A 26,886-nucleotide genomic window follows, 5' to 3' on the forward strand; every position below is an offset into this window, starting at 1 on the left:
CGACGAGCGTTGAAGGCTGAGGAAAGTGTATCTACTGAAGGGCAACATCCACTCTTTCGAGTGGGGCTCCACTGAACTCCTTGCGGGAGTCATGGGGCGTCCTTCGCCGACCCCGGAACGCGAGGCGGAAGCGTGGTTTGGCGCACACCCGGGCGGTCCCAGCGAAATTCTTGCGGGCCCGGCTGGTGCAGGATCGGGGCTGCCCCACGACCTGGCCGAGGCTATTAGTCAGGATCCGGCGGGCCAGCTGGGACCGGACCTGGCTGAGCTGCCCTTCCTGGTGAAGCTGCTGGCCGCCGATAAGGCGCTGAGCATCCAGGCGCACCCCTCCAAGGCGCAGGCCGAGGCCGGGTTCGCCGCGGAGAATGCCGCCGGGTTGCCCGCGGGCGATCCGACGCGTAATTACCAGGATAAGAACCATAAACCGGAGCTGCTCGTCGCGCTGACGGAGTTCCACGCGCTCGCTGGCTTCCGGCCAGTGGCGCAGACCGTGGAGCTGCTGCGCGAACTGGACGTGCCGGAGCTGGCCCCGCAGTGCGAGGCGCTCGCGGCCACCCTGCCGGGGGCGGAAGGTAGTGCGGCTCGGGTCACCGAGTCGGCTGCCCTGCGCGAGGTGCTGGGCGAGTGGCTGAGCCTCTCGCCCGGCGATGCTGAGAAGCGCGTCGCCGCCCTGCTTCAGCGTTGCGAACCGCTATGCGGAGAACCGGGTGTCCTGGGGGAGGCAGCCCGCACGGTGGTGGAGCTGCAGCGTGATTACCCTTCCGACCCGGGCATCCTGGTCGCCCTGCTGCTCAATCGCGTGTCTCTGCGCCCCGGGGAGGCGGTGTTCCTTGCCGCAGGCCAGCTGCACGCCTATCTGAAGGGCATGGGCGTGGAGGTCATGGCGAACTCCAATAACGTGCTGCGCGGTGGCCTGACCGCCAAGCACATGGATGTCGCCGAGCTGCTTAATATTTTGGACGCCTCGCCGCTCGCCGAGCCGCGTTGCGAGGTTTTCGCTGGCGGCGACCAGGCGACGGCTGAGTACCGTACCTCGGTGGCGGACTTCCGGGTGCGCACACTGCGACCAGGGGCCAGCATGGTGGTCGAGGAGCCAGCGGTGGTTCTGGCCGCTGGCGGTGAGCTGACGGTGACGTCAGCGACGCAGGAGCTGCCCGTCGCCTCCGGTTCCGCGGTGTGGGTGGGAGCCGCCGACGGCCGCGTGTCCGTTACTGCTCGCGGTGAGGGGACCCGGGAATCTGAGTTCGACGCCACCGCCTTTATCGTCACCGTGGGGGATGCCGCCGCGCTCGACTAGCCTCGCCGCGACGGTGTCATGTAGTCCCGTGGGCGAATTGCTCTGGCTACGGGGTATCGCTCGACACGCGCGGGGAAGGGGTCTGCCCCGGTGCTTTAGCGCCCTGGGCGGGGCTTCGGCTCGGGGGTTGGGGTCGCCTCAGGCTGCGGAGAGTCCTGCTTGCCTGCTTCCTCACCGTCCGTTTTGGTGCCTTTATCCGGCTTCGTGGATGGGGCGGGCGTGCCGCCCTGGCCACTGTCGCTCGAGCCTGTATTCGGTCGATCGGGCTGCTGACCCGGGTCGGCCTCGCCGGCGCCCGGTGTCGTGGTCGTGCCGTCCTGCACACCTGGCTTCCCTGGCTTCGGTGTCGTTGGATTGGACGGCTTCGGGTCGCCCTTCGACGGTGGCTTTCCAGGAACCCCGGGCAGCTTGGTCGGCCACTCGGAGGGCAGGGGTGGGAGGTTCATGTCCGGCATCTGCGGCTGCTTCGGCAGCTTCTGCGGGGACGTGCCGCTGGGCTCTGCGTCCTCCACGATCGTCTGCTGTGGGGAGGGCGCCTGGTAGCCGCCCCGCCAGGTGTCCGGCGGCAGGAGCGGGTCGTTGCCCAGCGGGGCGAGGTTGCCGCCACGGGCGAGCGCGTCGATCTTCTCGGTCGGGTCCGCCGGGGTCCCGTTGCCATTCATGCCCTCGCCCTGCTCCGGCGCGGGGGAGGACGTGGATCGGGTGGCCTTCGAGCTGGTGTTCGTGGCGGTGGACCGGGAGGCCTGATCGCTGGCGAGCTCGCTCGTCGCCGAGGTGTTCGTCTCGTCCGGGCCGGCCGCGGTGTTGGACACTGCTGAATTCCAGGTCCAGACGGTGATGCCCACAGCGAGTGTCAAACCGGCAGCGGCGAAGCTGAGGATGCCCTTGGAGCCGGAGCGCGGCTCGTCCGTGTTAGTCACGGCACTGTCCTCCTTTGCCTGCTTGTGCTGCGCGTGATGATGCGGAGCGCCGATCGACGTCTTTTATAACGTTTTCATCACGCTATCTGATCTTGGCAGCTCACGCCACCCCCAACGCGAGATTATTTCCCTCCGCCCCACGCCCAGGGCGGCACCGTGTCGGGTGGGGCGGCTAGACTTGGGCGAGTTAAAGCATTCGGAAACCCAAGGAGAGTATTCGACCATGGCAACCCTGACTCCAGACAGCATCGGAGACCTCGAGTTCAAGATTCGTGACCTCAGCCTCGCTGAGTCCGGCCGCCACCAGATCCGCCTGGCGGAACACGAGATGCCGGGCCTGATGGAGTTGCGCCGCGAGTACGCCGACGAGCAGCCCCTGGCCGGCGCTCGCATCGCCGGTTCCATCCACATGACGGTCCAGACCGCCGTCCTCATCGAGACCCTCACCGCCCTTGGCGCGGAGGTTCGCTGGGCTTCCTGCAACATCTTCTCCACGCAGGACGAGGCCGCCGCGGCCGTCGTCGTCGGCTCCGGAACCCCGGAGCAGCCTGCGGGCGTGCCCGTCTTCGCCTGGAAGGGCGAGTCCCTGGCCGAGTACTGGTGGTGCCTCGAGCAGATCTTCACCTGGGGCACCGACGCCAACGGTGAGGCCATCTACCCGAACATGATCCTGGACGACGGCGGTGACGCCACCATGGCCGTCATCAAGGGCAAGGAGTTCGAGCAGGCCGGCCTGGTTCCGGAGCCGGGCGAGGGCGACTCCGATGAATACGGCGAGTTCCTGGGCATGCTGAACCGCGTCTTCCAGCGCGATAACACCTTCTGGACTAACAACGCCGAGCAGATCAAGGGTGTCACCGAGGAGACCACCACCGGCGTGCACCGCCTGTACCACTTCGCCGAGCAGGGCACCCTCCCGTTCCCGGCCATGAACGTCAACGACGCGGTCACCAAGTCCAAGTTCGATAACAAGTACGGCACCCGCCACAGCCTCCTGGACGGCATCAACCGCGCCACCGACATGCTCGTCGGCGGCAAGTCCGTCCTGGTCTGCGGCTACGGCGACGTCGGCAAGGGCTGCGCCGAAGCCTTCGCTGGTCAGGGCGCGCGCGTCGTCGTCACCGAGGCAGACCCGATCAACGCGCTGCAAGCGCTGATGGACGGCTTCCCGGTCGTCACCGTGGACGAGGCCATCGGTGCAGCAGACATCGTCATCACCGCGACGGGCAACCTGGGCATCATCACCTTCGAGCAGATGCAGAAGATGAAGGACCACGCCGTCCTGGGCAACATCGGCCACTTCGACAACGAGATCGACATGGCCAGCCTCCTGCATCGCGACGACGTCACTCGCGTGAACATCAAGCCGCAGGTCGACGAGTTCAGCTTCCCGAACGCCGAGGGCGAGCAGATCAGCATCATCGTCCTCTCCGAGGGGCGCCTGCTGAACCTGGGTAACGCGACCGGCCACCCGTCCTTCGTCATGTCCACCTCCTTCGCGGACCAGACCATCGCACAGATCGAGCTGTTTAAGAACACCGATCAGTACAGCAACGAGGTCTACCGCCTGCCGAAGATCCTGGACGAGAAGGTCGCCCGCATCCACGTCGAGGCGCTCGGCGGCACGCTGACGAAGCTGACCAAGGAGCAGGCGGAGTACATCGGCGTGGACGTCGAGGGTCCGTACAAGCCGGAGCACTACCGCTACTAAAGGCACGTCCCCGCCCGTTGCTGGGGCGGGGAACGGTAGGAAAGTAGAGACCGAGAAGAACCCATGATCATCGCTTTTGAGGGTATCGACGGCGCCGGGAAGAACACCCTGGTCACCGCGCTGGAGGCCGAGCTACTCGCCCGGGAGCTGCCCGTCGCGCGGGTGAGCTTCCCCCGCTACGAGGACTCCGTGCACGCCCAGCTCGCGCAGCGGGCACTGACCGGGAAGATGGGAGACCTCATCGACTCGGTCCACGGCATGGCCACCCTCTTCGCGCTGGACCGCGCGGAGGTCGCCGAGCAGCTCGAGGACCTGGATGCCGATGGCTACATCGTGCTGATGGACCGTTTCGTGGCCTCCAACGCGGCGTACTCCGCTGCCCGGCTGGCTGGCGATGCGGCCGACGGCGAGGAGCCTGTGGAGCTTGCCGAGCACCCGGTGGTTGAGTGGGTTCGCAGCCTGGAGATCGATGATCTGGGTTCCCCGGCGCCGGATCTGCAGGTGCTGGTGGACGCCAGCGCGGAGGTCGCCGGCGAGCGGGCGAAGTCCCGCGAGCAGCAGGACGCCGCCCGCACCCGCGATGCCTACGAATCCGACGGCGGGCTGCAGCAGCGCACCCTCGAGGCCTACCGCAGCTTGGCTGCCGCCGAGTGGCTGAGCCCGTGGCAGGTCGTGGCCTCGGAGGCCGGGGGAGTAGCCGAGCGGGCCAGCCAGCTCGCCGACCGGATTGAGGGCGAGTACCGGGAGCTGGACTCCTAAACCCGGCGGGCGTGTCTGCCCGGCATAGTACAAAGAACTAAAGACTTTAAACTCAAGAAAAGCGAAGGAAGCACTGCGCTCATGACAGCCAAGATTCTGGTGGTCGACGACGATCCGGCGATCTCGGAGATGCTCACCATCGTGCTGCAGAACGAAGGTTTCGACACGGTCGTGGTCGGCGACGGCAACGACGCCGTTACCGCAGCCCGGGAGCACGACCCCGACCTGATCCTGCTGGACGTCATGCTGCCCGGAATGAGCGGGATCGACGTCTGCCGCACGGTGCGCGAGTTCTCCACGGTGCCGATCGTGATGCTCACTGCCCGCACGGACACGGTGGACGTCGTGCTCGGCCTGGAGTCCGGCGCGGATGATTACATCACCAAGCCCTTCAAGCCGAAGGAGCTCATCGCCCGCGTCCGCGCCCGGCTGCGTCGCAGCCCGGAGGAGGCCACTGAGTCCACCACCATTCGCGTGGGAGAGGTGGAAATCGACACGGCTGGCCACGAGGTCACCCGGGGCGGGGAGGTCATCAACCTGACCCCCATCGAGTTCGACCTGCTGACCACCCTGGCCTCCCGGCCGGGGCAGGTGTTCAGCCGCGAGGAGCTGCTGGAGAAGGTCTGGGGCTACCGCAAGTCCGGCGACACCCGCCTGGTGAACGTGCACGTCCAGCGCCTGCGCTCCAAGGTAGAGCGCGACCCGGATGACCCGCAGGTGGTGCTGACCGTCCGCGGTATCGGCTACAAGTCGGGCGAGTAGCGTATGCCCAACCCCGTCCCGCCGAATGGCCCGGCCGAGCCTGATGCGCTGACTGATACCGAGTCGCGCCGCCCGGCCGGCTCGCCAGCGCGCGCGGATGGGGATACCTCGCCGCTGAGCACGGGCGTGGATCGTGTCGCGCAACGAGGGGAGAGTGCCTCTCCGGCAGCGTCCGCTGGGGAGGGCGAGCCACGGGCGGAGGCTGCTGGGGCAGGGGCGTCCTCGGAGCTGGACATCGCGCCGGAGTCGGGGCCGGAAAAGCCCACGTGGCGCTCCGCGCTGCGTCACCCTGCCGCTACGGCGAAAAGCCTGTGGTACCGCCTGCTGTTCAAGTGGCGCACCTCGATCCAGGTGCGCGTGATTGGCTCTGTCTTCCTCTCCTCGGTGCTGGTCATTCTGGCGCTGGGCTTCGTGCTCATCAGCTTTTTGAACCAGCAGCTGCTGAATGCGAAGTACTCCTCGGCAACCGAGGAGATTCACCGGGCACGTGCGACCGTGGAGGAGCAGATCGCCGCCACGGATACCTCGAACCCGCTGCCCGTGCGGCTTAGCGCAGCCAGGGCAGTGCTGGCGGACTCCGGCTCCACCGCGAAGGCCAATTCCGCGGTCTACGAGCCGGTGCTGATGGCGAGCTCCTCCGCTGGCGACGAGGTCCGGGTGCCGCAGGAAGCGGTGATCCCGACGAAGCTGCGCAACTTCGTACAGCAGGGGCAGGTTTCCTACCAGTACACGACGATGACGGAGGGCACGGAGACCTTCAAGGCCCTGGTCATCGGCACGCCCGTGGCCAGCGATGTGTCTGGCATCGAGCTGTACCTAGTGATGCCGCTGGATGCGGAGGAGTCCACCTTGAACCTGATGCGCGGCCTGCTGCTGGCGGGCGCGATCGTGCTGCTGGTTCTCCTGGTGGTCATCGCGTGGGTTTTCGCCCAGCAGCTGACCGTCCCGGTGCGTTCGGCTTCCCGCATCGCGGAGCGCTTCGCGGCCGGCCATCTGCGCGAGCGTATGGTCGTGGAGGGCCAAGACGAGGTCGCGCGCCTGTCCATCTCCTTCAACGAGATGGCTGAGTCGCTGTCCGCGCAGATCCGCAACCTGGAGGAGTTCGGCTCCCTGCAGCGACAATTCACCTCGGATGTTTCCCACGAGCTTCGCACTCCGCTGACGACCGTGCGCATGGCCGCGGACCTCATCAATGACAACGCGGAGAACCTCGACCCGTTGACCGCGCGTGCGGCGGAGCTGATGGACAAAGAGCTCGATCGTTTCGAGATGCTGCTGGGCGATCTGCTGGAGATCTCGCGCCACGACGCGGGCCAGGCGAACCTCTCGGCTGAGAAGATCGATATGCGTGGTGTCGTCCACTCCGCGCTGGCGCAGGTCCGCGGCATCGCGGAGGACCTGGGCGTGGTCTTCAACCTCGACCTGCCGGAGGAGCCAGTGACCGCGGAGGTGGATTCCCGCCGCGTGGAGCGCATCCTGCGCAACCTGCTGGCCAACGCCGTGGACCACTCCGAGGGGCATCCGGTGGAGGTGGCCTTGGCGGCCACGGAGCGCAACGTGGCGATCACCGTCACGGACCACGGCGTGGGCCTGAACCCGGGCGAGGAGGAGATGGTGTTCAACCGCTTCTGGCGCTCGGACCCATCCCGCGAGCGCCGGACGGGTGGCACGGGCCTGGGCTTGGCGATTGCCAGGGAGGATGCCAAGCTGCACGGCGGTGTGCTGGACGCCATCGGCGAGCCCGGGGTGGGCTCCTGCTTCCGGCTGACGGTGCCACGCAAGGCGGGCTCGAAGGCCGGGATCTCGCCACTGCCGCTGGCCGTCCCAGCGGTGGTCGAGCACGATACCGAGGACGTCCAGACCGATGGCGTCCGGGATGCCGAGCCCCAGGACGCCCAGGTCCAGGGCGATGGGCGCCAGGTCGAGGGAATAGGGGCAGCTGGAGCCCAGGCCAATGCGGAGAATGAGGGTCAGCCTGTCGACAACGCGGCGGAGCAGCATGATGAGCACGCGGCGGACCCTGCGCCGGGCGCTTTTAGCAGTGAAGAGGCCCCACGGCCGGAAGGGGAGGACTCGTGAGGAAGCTCAAACTGATTGGCACTACGCTGGTGGCCTGCGGCACTCTCGTGGCCACCGGATGCACGACCTTGCCGGGCGATTCCGCCCCGGAGGTGATCAGCTCCTATTCGCCCATGCCGGACGTGGAGGACGTCGTCGAACCGAAGGACAACCAGCCCTCGGACCTGCTGCTGCGCGACTTCTTCGCGGCGAGTGCCCACCCGGTCAGCGACTACGCTGCGGCCCGGAAGTTCCTCACTACCGAGCGGGCGGATCAGTGGCACCCGGAGCGTAAGACGAAGGTGCTGGACCGCGTGTTCATCAACTCTGATGGCGCGGTGCGTGACGGAAAGATCACCTACCGGGTGCGCGGCAACGTACTGGGCACGCTCTCCCCGGGCGGGGTGTTCACCCCGGAGTTCACGGGCTACGAAACCACCTACGAGATGGTGCAGGAGCGGGGCCAGTGGCGGATTTCCAACCTGCGCGACGCGGTGGTGCTGGACCGCGCGGACTTCTTCTCTGCCTACGAGGCCCGGGACCTGTACTTCGTGAACCCGCGCGGCTCGATGCTCGTACCCGATCGGCGCTGGGTATACACCCGCCAGCAGTCCATCGGGGCCTCGATGGTCTCTCTGCTGAACAATGGCCCGAACCCGCTGCTGGGCGACGCAGTGAACTCGCTGATTCCGCCGATGGCGACGGTGCGAACCCAGCGGACCGGGGAGGGCGAGTTTGAGGTCGAGTTCACCGGCCTGACCGGGCTTAATCCGGAGGCTCGTCGGCTGCTTGGTGCCCAGGTGGTGTGGACGTTGGCGGGTGCGGACGTGCGCGGCCCGTACCGGTTGATCGCGGACGGCACCCTGCTCTCCGAGGAGGTGGGGGAGACGTGGCGGGTCAATGACGTCTCCGAGTTCGACCCACGAGCCAGCGCTGCGGGGACGCTGCGTGCGGTCTCTGGTGGCCAGGTGCGTGAGCTCAGCGAGTCCAATGCCGATGCCGTGGCGATGGGCGGCTGGTTGGCGTCGAACTACATCGAGTCTTTGGCGGTCTCCTCCCAGGAGAACATGTTCGCTGCCGTCGCGGGGATGGGCGAAAGGCCGCGTCGCCTGCTGGTCGGCAAGTCGGAGGGGGCACCGCAGGAGCTGCTGGAATCGAAGTCCCTGACCCGGCCGACGTGGAGTGGCGATGCCCACGCCCTGTACACGGTGGCCGACGGTCAGGAAATCAAGCGCTTCGTGCGCTCGGGCCGTACCGGCAACCTCGTGGAAGAGCCGGTGGATGCCGAATCCGTGGAGCGCCTGGGGCCGGACGCACGGATCAGCATGTTCCGGGTCTCCCGCGATGGCGTGCGCGCCGCCCTGCTGATCGACGGCAAGGTGTACGTCGCGGTCCTGCATGACCGGGAGCGCGGCGGGGTGCGCCTGGGCAAGCTGGAGGAGATCGGCTACCAGCTGGGGGACACGGCCGTCTCCGTGGGCTGGCAGCACGACGGCACGCTGCTGGTGGGCACCCGCGCCAACGACGCCCCGGTGTGGCACCTGGCAGTGGACGGGTCGATGGCCCGGCAGGAGTCCGCACGCAACATCGCGGCCCCCGTGGTGGCGGTGGCGTCCACGACACAGGCGATCTACGCCACGGATGGTCGGGCGCTGGTGATGCTGAACCGAGGTGATTCCGACCCGAAGTACTGGCGCGAGGTGCCGGGGCTGGTGGGGCAGCGGGCGATACCGGTGGTCGCCCACTAGCGTTGCGCGATTGCGGGGGCGGGGAGCCCTGCAAGAAAATGTCCGATCCCGTGGCTCCCTGGGCGATGCCGGGGTAAAACAAGGGGAGTACGGGGACAAGGGGGCTCTACGTGTCAGCTGGGGGCTGGATCGAGACCGCGGCGGATCTACTGCTGCGTAACGACTGCATGTGCTGCGGCCGGGTCGCGGAACGGGCCAGCCGGGCAGGCGGCTTGGCCGGGGCGGCGCTGTGTGCCGACTGCGCCCTCGAACTCACGGTGGCTCCGCAGCGGATCGACCCGCAGGTGCCGAGCGTTCCGGTGTTCGCCTGCGGGCCCTACGGCGGTGCACATCGGGCGATCGTGCTCGCCGCCAAGGACCACATGCGAGCACCTGCCACTAAGGTCATCGGCCGAGTCTGGGCCGGGGCGGTGGAGTACCTCGCGGCCGGGGGAGAACTCCCGCACCCCGGGCTGTGCCCGGTCGCGCTCGTCCCGGCGCCCACGCGCCGGGCGGCGGCGAAGACCCGGGGAGGGGATATCGTTACGGGGGCCGCCCGCGAGTTGGCGCGCACACTGCCTGGGGCGCAGGTGGCGGCCATCGCCGAGCTGGACGACCGCGCCCCGGACGCAGTGGGGTTGAGCAGGCTGCAGCGGCGGGCCTCCCTGGCGGAGAACCTGCGGTTGCGCCGAGGTGACGTCCGAAAACTGGCGGAATTCAGCCGTTTAGGAGGGGAGGTGCTGATCGTGGATGACGTCTGCACGACCGGGGCGACGATCGCCCAGTTGGCGTTGGCCCTGGCAGCCCGAGGCGTGCCCGTCCGGGCGGCGCTGACCGCCTGCCACGCATAGCCGGAAAAGCTCCACCAGGGGTTTGAAAGTACGCTGCAGCCGGGGTGGCGGATCGGTATAGTTGCGGGTGAAGCATTCGTTACCAGCCAGCGGTAATTCCACCGCTGGTCTGAAGCGAAAGAACCAGGAGGGTGAGCATGTCGACCGATAACAAGAAGGCTGATTTCCAGGCTGAGGAGCAGGCTGTGCCGAACGCTCAGGTCGAGATCACCGGTCGCAATGTCACGGTGCCAGAGCACTTCGCGGAGCGCGTCAACACGAAGTTGGCCAAGATCGAGCGCCTGGACCCGACCCTGACGTACTTCCACGTGGAGCTCAAGCACGAGAACAACCCACGCCGCGCTGATGAGTCCGATCGCATCCAGATCACCGCGTCCGGCAAGGGGCACATCGCCCGCGCCGAGGCGAAGGAGGACTCCTTCTACGCCGCGCTCGAGGTCGCACTGGCCCGCATGGAGCGCTCCCTGCGCAAGGTGAAGGTACGCCGCAAGACCCCGAAGTCCGGCCACCGCGCGCCGGTCGGCATGGGCGAGGCAACCGCAGCCCTGGTCGAGGAGGCAAAGCCGCACCAGGAGGAGGCACAGCCGGGCAAGTACGACGTCGACCCGTACGAGGATCAGTTCCAGCCGGGTCAGGTCGTGCGCTCCAAGACTCACTCCGCTAAGCCGATGAGCATCGACGAGGCGCTCAGCGAGATGGAGCTGGTGGGGCACGACTTCTACCTCTTCGTCAACGAGGAGAACTCGCAGCCTTCCGTGGTGTACCGCCGCCACGCTTTCGACTACGGCCTCATCACGCTGAAGCCGGAAAACAACTAGCGGATAACTCCTGAACTCGGGGTGGCCACGAAGCCTAGAGCCGTGTGGCCGCCCCGAGTTTTTATGTGTTGCCGTCAGCCCCATCCAACAGAGTAGAATGATGGGCTGATCATGCGTCGAAGCTAGACAACGAACGTACGAGACGTAGAAAACGAAGAAAAGGACGAGCAGGTCGTGCTAGGACTATCCAAGATTTTGCGCTGGGGCGAGGGTCGTGCCGTCAAGCGGCTCGACAAGATTGCCGATCAGGTTCTCGAGCTAGAGGATGAGTACTCGGCACTCAGCGACGAGGATCTCCGGGCGAAGACGGACGAGTTCAAGAAGCGTCTCGAGGACGGCGAGAAGCTCGACGACATCCTGCTCGAGGCCTTCGCCACCGCCCGTGAGGCCTCCTGGCGCGTGCTTGGCCAGAAGCACTACAAGGTGCAGGTCATGGGCGGTGCCGCGCTGCACTTCGGCTACGTGGCGGAGATGAAGACCGGTGAGGGTAAGACCCTGACCTGTGTACTTCCCGCTTACCTCAACGCCCTCGAGGGCAAGGGTGTGCACGTCGTGACCGTGAACGACTACCTGGCGAAGCGTGACTCCGAGTGGATGGGCCGTGTCCACCACTTCCTGGGGCTCAGCACCAACGTGATCCTCTCCGAGAAGCGCCCGGCAGAGCGCCGCGAGGCTTATAACGCGGACATCACCTACGGCACGAACAACGAGTTCGGCTTCGACTACCTGCGCGACAACATGGCGCACTCCCTCGACGACCTGGTGCAGCGCGGCCACCACTACGCCATCGTCGACGAGATCGACTCCATCCTTATCGACGAGGCCCGCACCCCACTGATCATTTCCGGTCCGGTGGAGGGCTCCTCCCAGTGGTTCACCGCGTTCGCGCGCATCGCGCCCCGCTTGACCCGCGACATTCACTACGAGGTCGACGAGCGGAAGAAGACCATCGGCGTGAAGGAGGAGGGCGTCGAGTTCGTCGAGAATCAGCTCGGCATCGATAACCTCTACGCCCCGGAGCACTCCCAGCTGGTCAGCTACCTGAACAACGCCATCAAGGCCAAGGAGCTGTTCATCCGGGATAAGGACTACATCGTCCGCGACGGCGAGGTCATGATCGTCGACGAGTTCACCGGCCGCATCCTGGATGGGCGCCGCTACAACGAGGGCATCCACCAGGCGATCGAGGCCAAGGAGAACGTGGAGATCAAGAACGAGAACCAGACTCTCGCGACGATCACCCTGCAGAACTACTTCCGCCTCTACGACAAGCTGTCCGGCATGACCGGTACCGCGGAGACCGAGGCAGCGGAGCTGAAGCAGACTTACAAGCTGGATGTGGCTCCGATCCCGACGAACCGCGAGAATCAGCGCGTCGATAACGTGGACCTGATCTACAAGACGCAGGAGGCGAAGTTCGAGGCAGCCGCCGAGGACATCGCCGAGCGCGTGGAGAAGGGCCAGCCGGTGCTGGTCGGTACCACCTCCGTGGAGCGTTCCGAGTACCTGTCGAAGCTGCTGCAGCGTCGCGGCATTAAGCACAACGTGCTGAACGCGAAGTACCACGAGCAGGAGGCGGAGATCGTCGCCCGCGCTGGTCTGCCGGGTGCGGTGACCGTGGCGACGAACATGGCCGGCCGCGGTACGGACATCGTGCTGGGCGGTAACCCGGACATCATTGCCGACCAGGATCTTCGTGAGCGCGGCTTCGACCCGGTGGAGGACCCGGAGGCCTACCAGGAGGCCTGGGATGAGGAGATCATCAAGGCCCGCGAGAGGTCCAAGAAGCAGGCTGAGGAGGTCCGCGAGGCCGGCGGCCTTTACGTGCTGGGCACGGAGCGCCACGAGTCCCGCCGCATCGATAACCAGCTGCGTGGCCGTTCCGCGCGTCAGGGTGACCCGGGTGAGACCCGCTTCTACCTCTCCATGCGCGACGACCTGATCACCCGGTTCGTGGGCCAGTCGATGGAGGCGATGATGACTCGCCTGAACATCCCGGATCACGAGGCGATCGACTCGAAGATGGTCACCAACGCCATCAAGGGTGCGCAGTCCCAGGTGGAGGCCGCGAACCTCGAGATGCGTAAGAACGTCCTGAAGTACGACGAGGTCATGAACGAGCAGCGCAAGGTGATCTACGCCGAGCGCCGCCAGATCCTCGAGGGCGAGGACGTGCAGCGTCAGATCCGCGGGATGCTGGAGGACACGATCACCGCGTACGTCACCGCGGCGACCGCCGAGGGCTACGTGGAGGACTGGGACCTGGACGAGCTGTGGCAGGCGCTGCAGTCGCTGTACGGCCCGACGATGAGCTACGAGTCCCTGATCTCCGGCAGCGAGTACGGCAAGCCGGGCGAGCTGAGCTCCTCCCAGCTGCTGGAGGCCGTTCTGGCGGACGCGAACGCGCAGTACGACAAGCTGGAGGACGCGGTCATCGAGATGGGCGGCGAGGAGCAGATGCGCGGCATGGAGCGCGGCGTGCTGCTGAACGTCGTGGACCAGAAGTGGCGCGAGCACCTCTACGAGATGGACTACCTCAAGGAGGGCATCGGCCTGCGCGCGATGGCGCAGCGCGACCCGCTGGTGGAGTACCAGCGCGAGGGTGGCGACATGTTCAACCGCATGAAGGAGGGCATCCGCGAGGAGACGATCCGTCAGCTCTTCCTGGTGCGCACCCAGCTCGCCCAGGCGGGAGCCTTCCAGGTGGAGGACCCGGCAGAGAGCGACGGCGACGAGAACGCCAAGCCGGAGCACACCATCGGCGGCTAGTCAGGCAGCGGCTAGGTTGGCCGCACGGGTCGGCGGTCGGCTGGTCGGTGGCCAGCTCGTCGGCGGCTAGCTAGATCAGGTGGATGTGTTCCACCCGCCACAGGCCGGCACGGAGCTCGCCCCGCGAACGTTGCGGGGAACGGGTACCGTGCCGGCCTTCGCCGTCGTCGAGGAAGCCCGCGATGGCGCGCACGCGGCCGTCATAGAACGCGGAGGCGGAGAAGCGGATCTGCCCGAAGCGGGTTTTCTGGGCGTGCACCCGCAGCAGCCGGGCACCACCCGTGGCGGGGCTGGTGGCGCGGCGGAGGTCCTCGATCACGGCCGGGGAGTAGGGCCCGCGCCGCAGGCTCATCGGGGCGCGGCGGCCTTCCCTCGCCTCCAACCACAGGACGATCCAGCGGCTCAGCGTCGCTAGGTCCACGGTGTTCTGCGGGGTGCTCTGCGCAGCGGCCGGCGGGGCGCTCTCGATTGCCGCCGGCGCTTGTGCGGTGAGGAAGCGCGCGGCTGGCCCCTCCGCCTGCAGCCCCGCAGGGATGCGCAGGAAGTTATATCCCGGCTTCGGTACGGACGCCAGCGGCGGGATCTTCTTTGGCTTCTTCGCAGGCGGCCTCTCTCCGCTGAGCTGCACCCCGCCACCATGCCGCTCACCTCGAGTGGTGTCACCTCGCGCGGCCACTTGTGACCCACTGGTCTCAGCCCCGCGGCTAGCCGCTTTAGTCAGTGTTGGACTCGTCATCTTTCCCCCTTGTCCCCACGCTGCCTCCCGCGCATCCCCCGATGCGCGCAGCCTGTGCGCCCCAGCGTAGCCGAGGGCTGCGCACCGGTAGCGGAAAATGGCAGAATATAGGGCATGCGAGGACTAGTTGTTGACCATAATGGTGTGCTCGATGGAGCCGAAGAAGACCGCCGCCGCTGGCGCAAGCTGCTGAGCGCTGTCCGCGAGGAGGGGCTGGCCGTGGCCATCGTCTCCAACGCGCCGGATGACGCCTCCTCCGACCCGATCCGTCAGTGGGAGAAGGACGGCTACGTGGACACCGTCGTCCTCTCCGGCGAGGTCGGCGTCGAGAAGCCGGATGAGAAGATCTTCCAGGAGGTCGCGGACCGCCTGGAGCTGCCGGTGAACGACCTGGTGCTGGTGGATGATTCCATCGTCAACGTCAAGGGCGCGGTGGAGGCCGGCATGATCGGCGTGTACTACCAGCAATTCGACCGGATGATCGTCGAGGTGCAGAACATCTTCGAGCTGGAGGGTGAGTTCTAGGATGCGCGTTTTCATCCCGGCGACCCACTCGATGCTCGCGGATTTCGCCCGCGACCAGGTGCTTCCGATCCGTTCCGGGGTGGTGTTCGGGCTGACCCAGGCGGTGCGCGATTTCTACACCTCCGGGGATGACGAGGAGCTGGAGTACACGGCCTTCCTGGATGCCGCGCGTGCGTCGTTGCGGCTGCTGGCGACGGAGGACGCCTCCGGTGCCGACGAGAAGTTCCCGAACCGTCGCGTCGTCTTGGCTGCGGATATTCCGGACGCCAACCTCACCGCCGATCCGACTGGCGGGGATTCCGTGCTGCGAGTAGACCCTGCTCAGCTGGAGCTGACGCAGCTGCGCTCGATCCACACGGATGACGAAGACGCGGAGGCGGCCACGCAGCGGGCCAAGGAGTGCATCGATGATGCGGATCTGGGGGATGAGGACGCGGAACTCGCGCTGGGGGACTGTGAAGATAACCTCATGAGCTGGTACGACAGCAAGGAGCTGGGGGTTCTCGTCGATCTGATGTAGCGGGAGGCTACTGAAAGGTACGGGAGCTACTGCAGCTACGCGGCAAGCCACAGCCCGCGTGCGCCGCCAATTCGGCGGCCCGCGCGGGCTTATTTGTGTCTATGGCCTTGCCTGGGACTGGGGTATGTGGCTATTCCGTCTCGAAGGGGAGCTCCCACTCGTTGTTGCTGCGCAGCGCGGTCAGCAGACGGCGTACCGCGGCGGCCCGGCGCCCGGAGGCGCCCTCCAGGGTGTCGAGCGCGCACTCCGGGTCCGCTGGCGGGCCCAGGTGCGTGCAGCCGCGGGGGCAGTCCTGCACAACTTCACGGAGGTCGTCGAAGACCTGCACCACGGTGTCCGGGTCCACGTGGGCCAGCCCGAAGCTGCGGATGCCGGGGGTGTCGATGATCCAGCCGCCACCGGGAAGGGGCAGGGCGACGGACTGGGTGGAGGTGTGGCGGCCCTTGCCGACCCCGGAGACGTCCCCGGTTTCCCGGTCGGCGTCCGGAACCAGCCGGTTGACCATCGTGGACTTACCCACACCGGAGTGGCCGATCAGGGCGGAGACCTCGCCGGTGATGACCTCGGCGAGCTCTGCCAGCTCGTTGCTGGTGCCGGTGTAGTGCACGGGCACGTCCAGTTCCCGGAATTCGGCGGCGAAGGCCTCCGGGTCTTCCAGGTCGGTCTTCGTCAGGCACAGCACGGGCTGCAGGCCACCGACGAAGGCGGCGATCAGCGCGCGCTCCACGAACCCGGCCCGCGGTGGTGGGTCGGCGACGGCGGTGACGATCAGCAGGTTCTTCGCATTCGCGACGACGATGCGCTCGTAGGGGTCGGTGTCGTCCGCGGTGCGGCGCAGCACGGTGTCGCGCTCGGCCTGGCGGACGATGCGGGCCAGCGTGTCTTTACGGCCGGAGGTATCGCCCACCACACCCACGCGGTCGCCGACGACGATGGGGGTGCGCCCCATCTCCCGGGCGAGCATGCAGGTGACCTCCACGCCGGTCTCGTCGAGAACCACGCCCCAACGGCCCCGGTCGCGGGAGATCACCATGCCCCACTTGGCGTCCTTGTGCTTGGGTCGTTGCTTGGTGCGGGGCCGCGACCCCCGGCGGTTGGGGCGCACGCGGACGTCGGACTCATCCCACTGGTAGCGTGCCATCGTTTAGGCCTCCCCGTTGCCGCTGGCAGCGGTGGTGTCGGTGCCGTCCAGCATCTGGGCCCACATGTGTTCGAAGCCGGGCATGGTCTTGGCGGTGGTGGCGATGTCCTCGACTTCCACGCCGGGGACCAGCAGGCCGATGATGGCGCCGGCGGTGGCCATCCGGTGGTCGGCGTAGGAGCGCCAGCGGGCACCGGCCAGGGGGACGGGGGTGATGTGCAGGCCGTCTTCGGTTTCGGCGACGTTCCCACCGAGCGCGTTGATCTCCGCGGCGAGGGCGTGGAGGCGGTCGGTTTCGTGTCCGCGCAGGTGCGCGATGCCCCGCAGTCGGGTCTCGGTGGTGGCCAGGGAGGCCAGGGCTGCGACGGTGGGGGTGAGTTCACCGATGTCGCCCATGTCCCAGTCCACCCCCTGCAGGGGGCTGGTGGCGCTGGCGGTCAGGGTGCCGCCTGCCAGGGTGACGGTCGCGCCCATGGCTTCGAGGATGGGGCGGATCTGGTCGCCTGGTTGGGTGGTTGTGGCAGGCCAGTGCGGGATGCTCACCGCGCCCTTGGTCAGCGCGCCCGCGGCGAGGAAGGGCGTGGCGTTGGAGAGGTCCGGTTCGATCACCCAGTCCACGGCCTTGATCGGGCCGGGGTGGACCGTCCAGGTGGGGTTGCCGGTGGCTTCCTCTGTCCCTGTTTCGACGACGACGCCCGCCTGGGCGAGCATGTCGATTGTCATGTCGATGTGGGGCTTGCTGGGCACGGAGGTGCCGGTGTGGACGATGCGCACGCCGTCGGCGAAGCGGGCGCCGACCAGCAGCAGCCCGGAGACGAACTGGCTGGAGCCGGAAGCATCGATGCGGACCTGGCCGCCGGTTGGGGCAGCGTCGCCCGCCGCGGGCAGGACGGTGAAGGGCAGGGTGCTGGTCTCCGCGTTGGGCTCGGTGGCGTCCGTGCCCTCGCCGATCCCGGCGCCGAGGCCGCGGATGGAATCCAGGGTTTGGTCCATGGGGCGGCGGCGGGCCTGGGGGTCGCCGTCGAAGCTGACGGGGGCGGTGGCGAGTGCCGCGATGGGCGGGACGAAGCGCATGACGGTGCCCGCAAGGCCGCAGTCGATGTGCCCGCCGGTGAACTGGGTGGGCGGGGTGATGCGCACGGTGGCGGCCGCCCCCTCGGAGCTCAAGACCTCGACACCCACCCCGAGGGTGCGCAGCGCGTCGAGCATGAGGTTCGTATCGCGGCTGATGAGGGTGTTGGTGATGGTGGCCGGCCCGTCGGCGAGCGCTGCGAGGACGAGCGCGCGGTTGGTGATGGACTTGGAACCGGGAACGGGCACCGTCGCGGTGACGGGGCCGCGTGCGGTGGGGGCGGGCCAGGCGGGGTGGGTGCTAGTCGACATGGCTCTAGTCTCTCATCTTTTGGGGATAATGGGTCCCATGTGTGGCCGTTATGTCCTTTACAGCACGCCCGAGCAGCTCGTTGGTGCGGTGCGGCGCCGGACCGGGCAGCAGCGGGTCGCGATGGTTGGGGAGGGGCCGCGGGAGAATTACAACATCGCGCCCACCCACACGGTACCGGTGCTGCGGCCGTTTCGCGGGGTGCCAACCCTGGGGCCAGCGGTGTGGGGCTACCCGCCGAAGACGGTCTTCAACGCGCGTGGGGAGACGGCTTTCGACAAGCCGACTTTCGCGGGCTCGGAGCCGTGCGTGTTCATCATGGACGGTTGGTACGAGTGGACCGCCGATGAGGATCCCGCGCCGGGGGACCGGCGGAAGCAGCCGTGGTTCACACATGCGGGTGGGGAGCCGATCTTCATCGCCGGGCTGTGCAAGGCGGTGGATGGGGTGGTGTACGCGACGATGGTGACCACGGCGGCCACCCCGGAGCTGGAGTGGCTGCATCACCGGATGCCGCGGGTGCTGGTACCGGGGGCGGGGAGTGGCGCCGGTGGCGACGTGGCTCGCGGGGACGGCGCGGCCGATGAGGTGCGCCGCTGGCTCGAAGGTGACGAGGCGACGTTGCGTGCCATGGCAGGGGTTCCTCCCACACACGGTTTGGGTGGCCTGGTGAGCGAGAAGGCGGATAAGGCGGTCGGTAACGTGGCTAATAATGGGCCGCATTTGATCGGCCGGTAGTTCGACGCGCGGGGGTTGAGGGTGGGGTGAGGACGGGGCTTGCCTGCCCGGAATTAGCGGCGCGAGGCAGGGGAGCGGGTGTTGCAGGAGCAGGGCGTGTCCGTGCTGCTGGGGTGGGGTTGTGCCGTGTGGTTGCTTAGGTAGTGCGGGTGTGGGTGGGAATGCGGAAGCGGCGGGGCGCGGGGTGTTCCCCGCGGCTCCCGCCGCTTTTATGTCGGGTCAGTGTTGAGGTGTGGTGGCCTCAATGCTGGCCCGGGGTGCGCTGTTTAGTACAGGCGCTTGCGCAGAGTCATCAGCGCGGTGCCGATGAGGATCAGCAGTGCTGCGATCCCTGCTGGCATGGCGATGCTTGCGCCGGTGCGTGCCAGTGCGGACTGGCTGCTGGACTCGGCCTGCTCTGGCTGGCTGCCCTGCTGGGTAGAGCTGCTGGAGCTACCGGCGGAGCCGGAGGTACCGGCGTTGCCACCCGAGTTACCCGGAGCGGCTGGCTGCTCGCTCGGCTTCTCGGACTCGCCTGGCTTCTTGTCGCCTGGCTTGTTCGGCTCGCCTGGCTTCTTGTCGCCTGGCTTGTTCGGCTCGCCTGGCTTCTTGTCGCCTGGCTTGTTCGGCTCACCTGGCTTCTTGTCGCCTGGCTTGTTCGGCTCACCTGGCTTCTTGTCGCCTGGCTTGCTTGGCTCGCCTGGCTTCTTGTCACCCGGCTTGCCCGGCTCACCTGGCTTCTCGTCACCTGGCTTGCTTGGCTCACCTGGCTTCTTGTCGCCCGGCTTGCTTGGCTCGCCCGGCTTCTCGTCACCTGGCTTGTCGCCCGGCTCCGAAGGATCGTTTGGCTTTGGATCCTTCGGGTTCTCTGGGTCCTTCGGGTCCTGAGGGTTTGGGTTGTCCGGGTTCTCTGGGTCCTTCGGGTCCTGAGGGTTTGGGTTGTCCGGGTTCTCTGGGTCCTTCGGGTCCTCAGGGTTCGGGTTGTCCGGGTTCTCCGGATCCTTCGGGTCCTCAGGGGTCTCGCAGTTGCACTTGGTGCCCACGCGGATCTTACGATCCTGCTTCTCCTGCGTGATGGTTTCGGAGATTTCCGGATCGCCGACTGGAACGCCGTTCTCCAGCTTCCAGGTCTTGGTGATCTCCTTCGAGCCCGTCTTCCCCGCCTGATCCTCGACAACCTTGCCGGCTTCGAGGTTCGGGTCGTATTCAATCAGCGTGTCGTACGGAATTTCTTCCGTGTGCGTATCCGTCAGTTCAGTCTTGCTTTCGGCAGGACCGACCTCGATGATGCGTGGCGACGGCTTGCTGATCTCGGACGTGGACTCCTCCTTCTTGACCTCGCCGTTGTCAACGGTCACCGTGACGGTGTGCTCGATTTCGCCCGGGATGCCCTCCTCGAGGACATTGGTCTCGCCCGGCTTCAGATTCGGGTTGACGCGGATCTCGGTCTCAAATGGGGTCTTCTCAGTCCACTTGACCTCGGTAGAGACAGGGTCAGCCTTGGTGCCCACACGGATGACCGCGTTAGTCGGCTCCTTGGTGCGCTCGGTCGTCACAGTCGGCTCGCCGGAAGGCTTACCGTCCACGATCTTCTGGGTGGAGGTGACAACCTCAGTACCCAGCTCGCCCTGCTTATCGACGACCTGCTCGCCCGCCTTCAGATTCGGATCGAAGACGATCTTCGTCTCGAACGGAACCGGCTTCTCAGTCTTCGTTACGACCTCGCTGTCGTCAGCCTTTGGGCCGTACTCGATGATCTGCTGAACCGGCTGCTTGGTCACCTTCTCGGTGGTGTTCACCGTGGAGGTGTTGTCCTTCGCAGTGAAGTCGGCGGTGAATTCCTTCTCGCCGTACTCACCCTCCTGGACGACCTTCATCTCTCCCGGCTTCAACTCCGGGTTCACCCGCACGATCGTGTCGTACGGCAGCGGCGCAACCCATGTTGCCTTGTTGTTCGCCTCTGCCGGCTTGGTACCGACGGTGACGATCTTCTCAACCGGCTTCTCGATGATCTCCTCAGTGATCTTTGGATCGCCAGGCTTGGAGTTGACGATATCGCGTTCGATCGTCACCTTCTTCTTGCCAGGCTTACCCTCCTGAGTGACCTTGGACTCGCCCGGCTTCAGGCTCGGGTCGTAGACAACCTTCACATCGTACGGAACCTCAGTCTCAATGGACTCAGTGTTCTTTCCGGTGGTCTTGGTACCAACGCGGATGATCTGCTTCTTCGGCTCCTTCGTACGCTCAGTGTTCACCTCAGGATCACCGGACAGCTTGCCATCCACAATCTTCTGAGTAGAGGTCACAACCTCAGTACCGGTCTCACCCTGCTGATCGACGACCTGCTTGCCCTCCTCGAGGGTGTCGTCGAAGACAATCTCGGTCTCGAACGGAACCGGCTTCTCAACCTTGGTCACCACAGTGGTGTCCTCAGCCGCCGGACCGTACTCGATGATCTCGTTAACCGGATCCTTGGTCTGCTTCTCTTCCGGGGTCACCGTTGCCTGGTCACCCTTAGCGGTGAAGTCAGCAGTGTAGGTCTTCTCACCAGGCACGCCCTTCTGGACGACCTTGATCTCACCCGGCTTCAACTCCGGATTCGGACGCGTCTCAACCTCGAACGGAACCTGAGCCTTCCACTCAACCTTCTCGGAGGTCTCCGAAGGCTTGGTGCCGACCTTGATCACCTGGTCAACCGGCTCTTCGGTGACCTTCTCCTCAACGGTGGCTTCGCCATCCGGCTGGGAGTTGGTTACCTTCTGGGTAACCGTGGTGGTCTTCTTACCCGGCTTGCCCTCGGTGACAACCTCGGAGGTACCAGCAGGCAGGTTCGGATCGAACTCGATCTTCACACCGAACGGAACCTCAGACTCAACGGTCTTCTTGGTCTCGCCGGTGGTCTTGGTGCCCACACGAATGACAGCATCCTGCTTCTCAGTCACCGTGGTGGTCTCGACTACCGGGTCACCAGAGGGCTTACCGTCGACAAGCTTCTGGGTGCTTGTGACCTTCTCTTCGCCGACAACGCCTTCCTTATCGACGACCTGCTCACCCGCCTCGAGGGAGTCGTCGAAGACGATCTTCGTCTCGAACGGGATCTTACGGTTGACCTCAGTGACCAACTCCTGGTCCTTTAGGCGCGGCCCGTATTCGACAATGCGATCCTTCGGTTCGGTGCGAGCGTTGGTCTCAGTGACCGTCGCTTCGCCGTTAACACCGTTGAAGATCGCAGCGTAGGAAGCCGCTCCGTCGGAGCCCTCCTGAACAACCTTCACTTCACCCGGAGCAAGATCCGGGTTCTCGCGGACGATGGTGGAGTGCGGGATTGGCTCCTTCCACTCGACCTTCTCGTTCATCGGCTTCGTACCGATGACGACGACCTCATTAACAGGATCTTCAGTGCGCTTCCAGGTACCGTCCTTCTGCTGCTCCTCCTTGCCTGGGACACCCTTGGTCTCGACCTTGTAAGTGCCCTGGTTAACGGTGGCGTCGTACTTGTACTCGACCTTGAACGGCACCTCGCGGGTCGGGACGTCGACGACGTTCACCACGGCGTATGCGGTATCCGTAGAGCCGTCTTCGTAGGTCACGGTAACCGGAATCTTGACCTGGTCGCCTGGCTTCGCGTCCGCAGGTGCGGTTGCGGTGATCTGGCCATTGTCGTCAATGCTGACGTTCCAGCCGGTAGGAACATCGCCCAGCTTGTATGGGTTTTCCTTCGCGACGTTGACGTTCTCCGGCTTGTCGAGAGCGACCGGTAGCGTTGCGGTCTCGCCCGGGTACACCGTCTCCTCAGGATACGTCGGGTTAGCCTCCCATTTGTTGGTCAGCTTGACCACGGTGCCAACAGGGACCTCATCAATCGAGCCGTCAGGGTAAGTGACGGAGACGTGGTACTTGCGCCTATCGCCGGGCTTAGCGTTTGCCGGCGGGGTCACTGAAACTTCGCCGGTGGCGGGATCGATCTTGTACTTCCATCCGTCAACGGTGTCTTCAGTTTTCGGCTTGTCGCCGTCCATGCCGAAGGAGAAGGTCGAACCATCCGGAATGTTATTCCGATTGACGTTTCGCTTCACCTCTTCGCCCGGGGCCGCATCCTGAACGGAGTAGGAAGGCTCATATACATCATTCTGCGACTCCCTCACTTTGAACGGCGCCAAGACAGTGTCCTGAGAACCGTCGAGGTAGGTCACGGTCACAGGCACCTGGATGCCGTCGCCGGCCTTGGCCGTCTTCGGCGGTGTAGCCGTGACGATACCGGCCTCGTCAATAGTGACAGTCCAGCCGTCGACGGTCTCCGGCACGGAGTAGCGCTTCGACGGCTCTGTAGCCAGATCACGCTCAGGAATCTTCGTATCTTCCGTGATGGAGGAAGCGACACCCTCGCCCGGCTTGGTGGTCTTCTGCTCATATTTCGGTTCATAAATCTGACGCTGCGCGCCCTGTGCCACCACAGTAGCGATGGTGAAGTCCTTCGACCCATCCTTGTAGGTCACACGAACTGGAATATCCGCAGACGAGCCCGGAAGAACGTTCTTACCAATTGGCGTGGTGATCTCACCGGTTTCCGGATCGATCTTCACCTGGTCCCAGGTGAGGTTACGCGGCGGCGCAATGTAATCCGGGTCCTTCGGGTCAGTCACGAGGGAGAAGCGCGGCTCAGAAGCATCACTCAGGTGCGTACGGTCGACATGGCTGGTCACCGTGGTCCCGATCTTGCCGTTTACCGTCGGGTAGGTTGGTTGGTTGATTCGCGAGTACGAACCGACAACAGTGAAGTCTGCTGGTACCTCAGCCGTGGAGCCATCCGGATAGGTGACATGTACCGGGATGGAGACAGACTCACCGTTCGGAATGTTCGAGCCCGGGGTTGCTGTAACAGTACCGCTTTCGTCGATACTGAACTCCCAGCCCTTCGGCCAGGTCTTCTTATCAGGCAGCTTGAACTTGGCTAGCTTCGGGTCAGACAGCTGGCTCTGGAAATCGGAAGTAACCGAGGCCCCTGCCTTGGTCAGCTTCGGCAGGTAGTGCGCGGTATCTTCACCCGACTTGTCACCGATCACACTGATGGTGCCGGTGGTGATCTGCGGGTTTGCGCCGGTGGCATAATGCACCTTCACCGGCACGGTCAGCTGCGCACCAGGGAAAACATTATCCGGGATAGTGGTGGATAGGACACCGGTGTTCTCATCAATCTTGATAGTCCACCCACCGGCCTTGTACTCGGTGGTGCCATCCTCGAAGGTGTAGCGGTTCGGCTCTTCGTCCGTTTCCTTGCCGCCCTGACCCACTGGAGGCATGACTGGCTGGAGCGATACCTCTTCACCAACCTGGCCAGAGACTGCGGCGTAGTCCGGCACCTTCACACTGTTGATAACCTGGAAACTCGTCTTGACAGTATCGGTCGTACCATCAGGATAGATAGCCTTGATCTCTGGTGTGATCGTGGAGAAGTTCGGGGCATCCACAGGCGAGGTCGCGGTAACCTTGCCGTACTTATCCACGGTGACCGTCCAACCGTTAGGAACGGTGCCCTCGACCACCTCATAGGAGTCTGGCTGGACCGCGTCCCGCTCCTCAAAGGAGGGATCCACAGTCAGCTGAGCGTCCATGCCTTGGCCTGGAATGCCCGTGGTGGTTCCAGGGCTGACCAGCGTAGTGACCTGAGTGTTATTGGGGTCCACAACAACGAGCAGGGGAATGACGTCCCGGGAACCGTTAGAGTAGGTCACAATGACGCGAGGCTGCGCAAAGGTGCCCGGGTTCGGGTTCTTCGGTGCAGTGACGGTGACCTCGTAGGTGTCGGGGTCCATCTTGGCTTCCCAGCCTGAGTATACGAACTGCTTATCCAGCTTGACCTCGGCTTCAACACCACCGTCCTCACGCTTTTTTACCAGATTGGCGATCTTGTCACCGGCTTGCGGGAACTTGATAACCTGGCGCTCCGTGATAACAGGTCCGTTCGGGCCCTCTACACCGGAGATGATGGCCTGCTGGGCAGGGTCATACTTGGGGTCGTGGAATTGGGTGTCGTCGAAGCTCCACTGGTGGTTGGCAATAACGTTCGCCTGGTTGTAGCGGGTCAGCGAGTTGGAGCTGTCGAAGACCCCGCCGCCGCCAAAGGCGTTGTTGCGAGCAGCAGCCTGCAACTGGTCAACGGTACGCGGCTTAGCAAGCACGCTAAAACGCATACCCTGCTGGTCGCTCAGGTCCGTACCCTTGTACTCCGGCATGGTGTAGAAGATCTCGCCGGTGTCCTGGTCAATGCTTACGCTCGACGTGCCACCACCAGAAGCGTCGGTGTCACTCGTGCCGATGAAGTTGCCCTGCGCGTCGTAAGCCTCCACGACCATGCGGGACAGGGAATCGTCCGTGCCGCCGTTCTGCACCTTGGGAACGTTGATCTTGCCGACCTTGAGCTTCTCGCCGGGCCTAATGACCAGCTTCTCCCGATTCTCCCACGACACCGTGATCGGGTTACATTCAATATTCTCGCTCGGCCACGGGTTTACAGTAGCGCTGAATTCCGAGCTGGAACCTTGTGTGGCTTGCAGCACACCCGAAGGATTGTCCTTCTTGTAATTGCCCTGCCAGGCGTAGCGCACGGGATTGTCGGCAGTGGCCGAAGCGAACTGCCCGACCTTCTCCTCGGTCATCTCTGCGTAGAGATTCAGGTTTCGTTGTGTGCGAGAACCAGTAATGGCGATGCTTTCGTCGGCCTTGTCAGTGACGCTCTTGTCAAGGAGGGTCTGGCCGGCCTCCATGGAAGGCACTTCGCCGGTATTCAAGTAGTCGCCAAGGTTCCCCGCATTGGTGAAGTACCAATCGGCGAATGTGCGGTCCTTCGAGTTATCAAAGGAGACGCTTAAGCCCCACAAGGTCTTGTCGGGGCTGGTCTCACTCGGCTCCAGGGTGTTCCAGCTGAAACCAGCCTGGCTACCATCCGGTTTGTTTGTCGCTGTAACAACACACGACCCGGCCGGCAGGTCGGACGCCTGCTGGGCATCCGTCTCCACCGCGCCGGACTTGTCGCGGATGCCGCCGCTCAGCGTGGCAGCGGTGGCCTCAGGCGTGAGATCACCGTGAGAGAAGATGCTGAGCGAACCCAGCGCGAGAGTGATGGCGGACAGTGCAGCAACGCCAGTGCGTGCGTGACGCCGCGGAACCCTGTTCTGAGAGGAGTTCATTCCCCGGTCCTTCCTTAAAAACTGAGATGTCCCGGTGCACCCGAAGCGTGGAAACGCACAGTCGGGTCTATCTAAGGCCAAAACTGCATCCGCAGCGTGGAAACACTTGAGGTGCAAAATCCCCTTAGAGTGCAGCAAAAATCATACTCCCCTCAGGGTGAGCAAACAATCGGGATTGTTTGCCAAAACCCCTAAAAGTGCAGCTCGAGCGGTGTTCTTAGTCACACGAAGGGGTGCCGACCCTGGAGTACAGGCTTAGGCAACCTTAAAGGGGACGTTAAGGGTTGGACCGCAGCGGAGCGCTCGTTGCGCGGGGAATAGAATGGTTCCACACCACGTTGCAAGAATTGACCCAGCAGAGAGGAGAACATGAGTTCCCCCACCCCCCAGCGCGCCGCCACACTGCGCACCGAGGAGCCCGACGAGGAGCTGCTCGCCCGCTTTGAAAGCGACGCGCTACCGCTGCTGGACCAGCTGTACGGTGCGGCGTTGCGGATGACTCGCAACCCCGCCGATGCGCAGGACCTCGTGCAGGATGCGTACATCAAGGCCTTCCAAGCCTTCCGGTCCTTCAAGCCCGGCACCAACCTCAAAGCCTGGCTATACCGCATCCTCACGAACACTTACATCAACGAGTACCGCAAACAGCAGCGCCGACCCTATGAATCCTCCGCGGAGGACATGACCGACTGGCAGCAGGCCGACGCGATGTCCCATACCCCGGACGGCCTCGCCTCCGCGGAAATCGAGGCGCTCAAACGAATCCCGGACCAGCGCATCATCGACGCACTGATGGATATCAGCGAGGACTACCGCATGGTGGTCTACTACGCGGACGTCGAAGGCTTCGCCTATAAGGAGATCGCGGAGATTCTCGACGTCCCCATCGGCACCGTCATGAGCCGCCTCCACCGGGGCAGGAAGGCGCTGCGCAAGAAACTGAAGGACGTCGCCGCGGAACATGGCATCGGCGTCGAAGAAGAAATCAAGGCGAAGGGATAGGCGAG

18 protein-coding genes are annotated in these 26,886 nt (G+C 65.0%); 13 read left to right on the plus strand and 5 right to left on the minus strand.

The genetic code is table 11. From position 1 onward, the window contains the following. Positions 1-25: 25 nt before the first annotated feature. On the plus strand, positions 26-1,297 hold the full coding sequence (gene manA / locus QP997_RS01875; protein ID WP_284846035.1) for a mannose-6-phosphate isomerase, class I: 1,272 nt from the start codon (positions 26-28) through the stop codon (positions 1,295-1,297). 95 nt (positions 1,298-1,392) lie between these two features. On the opposite strand, the gene QP997_RS01880 is transcribed toward manA, so the two are convergent. After that, positions 1,393-2,217 carry a hypothetical protein gene (locus QP997_RS01880; RefSeq protein WP_284846036.1) on the minus strand — a complete coding sequence of 275 codons (825 nt, stop codon included), beginning with the start codon at positions 2,215-2,217 and terminating at the stop codon, positions 1,393-1,395. A 223-nt stretch (positions 2,218-2,440) separates the two neighbouring features. On the opposite strand from QP997_RS01880, the gene ahcY reads away from it, so the two are divergent. The 8 genes from ahcY to secA all read left to right on the plus strand — a co-directional run bounded on the left by ahcY (position 2,441) and on the right by secA (position 13,672). Then, positions 2,441-3,928, plus strand: coding sequence for an adenosylhomocysteinase (gene ahcY, locus QP997_RS01885; protein WP_070761492.1), 1,488 nt, complete (start codon positions 2,441-2,443; stop codon positions 3,926-3,928). 63 nt (positions 3,929-3,991) lie between these two features. Continuing rightward, positions 3,992-4,687, plus strand: a complete 696-nt coding sequence (locus tag QP997_RS01890; protein WP_284846037.1) for a dTMP kinase — start codon at positions 3,992-3,994, stop codon at positions 4,685-4,687. Positions 4,688-4,768: 81 nt separating this feature from the next. Then, positions 4,769-5,449 carry an MtrAB system response regulator MtrA gene (mtrA, locus tag QP997_RS01895; RefSeq protein WP_070761489.1) on the plus strand — a complete coding sequence of 227 codons (681 nt, stop codon included), beginning with the start codon at positions 4,769-4,771 and terminating at the stop codon, positions 5,447-5,449. A gap of 3 nt (positions 5,450-5,452) precedes the next feature. Beyond that, complete coding sequence (gene mtrB, locus QP997_RS01900; protein ID WP_284846038.1) at positions 5,453-7,528, plus strand: MtrAB system histidine kinase MtrB; 2,076 nt, start codon at positions 5,453-5,455, stop codon at positions 7,526-7,528. Next, positions 7,525-9,255, plus strand: coding sequence for an MtrAB system accessory lipoprotein LpqB (gene lpqB / locus QP997_RS01905; protein WP_284846039.1), 1,731 nt, complete (start codon positions 7,525-7,527; stop codon positions 9,253-9,255). The genes mtrB and lpqB overlap by 4 nt, the downstream gene beginning before the upstream one ends. A gap of 110 nt (positions 9,256-9,365) precedes the next feature. Continuing rightward, positions 9,366-10,085 (plus strand): ComF family protein, encoded by a 720-nt coding sequence (locus tag QP997_RS01910; protein WP_284846040.1) that lies wholly within the window; start codon positions 9,366-9,368, stop codon positions 10,083-10,085. A gap of 137 nt (positions 10,086-10,222) precedes the next feature. After that, positions 10,223-10,903 carry a ribosome hibernation-promoting factor, HPF/YfiA family gene (gene hpf, locus QP997_RS01915; RefSeq protein ID WP_284846041.1) on the plus strand — a complete coding sequence of 227 codons (681 nt, stop codon included), beginning with the start codon at positions 10,223-10,225 and terminating at the stop codon, positions 10,901-10,903. 174 nt (positions 10,904-11,077) lie between these two features. After that, a complete protein-coding gene (gene secA / locus QP997_RS01920) occupies positions 11,078-13,672 on the plus strand; it encodes a preprotein translocase subunit SecA (protein WP_284758027.1) in 2,595 nt (864 codons plus the stop codon). 70 nt (positions 13,673-13,742) lie between these two features. On the opposite strand, the gene QP997_RS01925 is transcribed toward secA, so the two are convergent. Then, positions 13,743-14,300, minus strand: a complete 558-nt coding sequence (locus QP997_RS01925) for a hypothetical protein (RefSeq protein WP_284846042.1) — start codon at positions 14,298-14,300, stop codon at positions 13,743-13,745. A gap of 222 nt (positions 14,301-14,522) precedes the next feature. On the opposite strand from QP997_RS01925, the gene QP997_RS01930 reads away from it, so the two are divergent. Both QP997_RS01930 and QP997_RS01935 read left to right on the plus strand, forming a co-directional pair. Next, the gene (locus QP997_RS01930) at positions 14,523-14,933 is read left to right on the plus strand and encodes an HAD family hydrolase (RefSeq protein ID WP_284846043.1); all 411 of its coding nucleotides are present in this window, start codon (positions 14,523-14,525) and stop codon (positions 14,931-14,933) included. 1 nt (position 14,934) lies between these two features. After that, a complete protein-coding gene (locus tag QP997_RS01935) occupies positions 14,935-15,453 on the plus strand; it encodes a DUF6912 family protein (protein WP_284846044.1) in 519 nt (172 codons plus the stop codon). Between the two features lie 130 nt (positions 15,454-15,583). Here the strand turns inward: QP997_RS01935 and rsgA are convergent, their stop codons facing one another. Together rsgA and aroA are read right to left on the minus strand one after the other, a co-directional pair. Further along, positions 15,584-16,594 carry a ribosome small subunit-dependent GTPase A gene (gene rsgA / locus QP997_RS01940; protein ID WP_284846045.1) on the minus strand — a complete coding sequence of 337 codons (1,011 nt, stop codon included), beginning with the start codon at positions 16,592-16,594 and terminating at the stop codon, positions 15,584-15,586. Positions 16,595-16,597: 3 nt separating this feature from the next. Next, positions 16,598-17,977 carry a 3-phosphoshikimate 1-carboxyvinyltransferase gene (gene aroA, locus QP997_RS01945; protein ID WP_284846046.1) on the minus strand — a complete coding sequence of 460 codons (1,380 nt, stop codon included), beginning with the start codon at positions 17,975-17,977 and terminating at the stop codon, positions 16,598-16,600. Between the two features lie 37 nt (positions 17,978-18,014). Between aroA and QP997_RS01950 the strand changes: the two genes are divergently transcribed. Then, the gene (locus QP997_RS01950) at positions 18,015-18,713 is read left to right on the plus strand and encodes an SOS response-associated peptidase (protein WP_284846047.1); all 699 of its coding nucleotides are present in this window, start codon (positions 18,015-18,017) and stop codon (positions 18,711-18,713) included. A 266-nt stretch (positions 18,714-18,979) separates the two neighbouring features. Here the strand turns inward: QP997_RS01950 and QP997_RS01955 are convergent, their stop codons facing one another. Continuing rightward, on the minus strand, positions 18,980-25,879 hold the full coding sequence (locus QP997_RS01955) for a G5 domain-containing protein (protein WP_284846048.1): 6,900 nt from the start codon (positions 25,877-25,879) through the stop codon (positions 18,980-18,982). Positions 25,880-26,248: 369 nt separating this feature from the next. Here QP997_RS01955 and QP997_RS01960 point away from each other — a divergent pair, with 369 nt between their 5' ends. Beyond that, the gene (locus tag QP997_RS01960; RefSeq protein ID WP_070761648.1) at positions 26,249-26,881 is read left to right on the plus strand and encodes a sigma-70 family RNA polymerase sigma factor; all 633 of its coding nucleotides are present in this window, start codon (positions 26,249-26,251) and stop codon (positions 26,879-26,881) included. Positions 26,882-26,886 lie beyond the last annotated feature (5 nt).

Source organism: Corynebacterium sp. MSK039, from assembly GCF_030232315.1.
Classification (GTDB): domain Bacteria; phylum Actinomycetota; class Actinomycetes; order Mycobacteriales; family Mycobacteriaceae; genus Corynebacterium.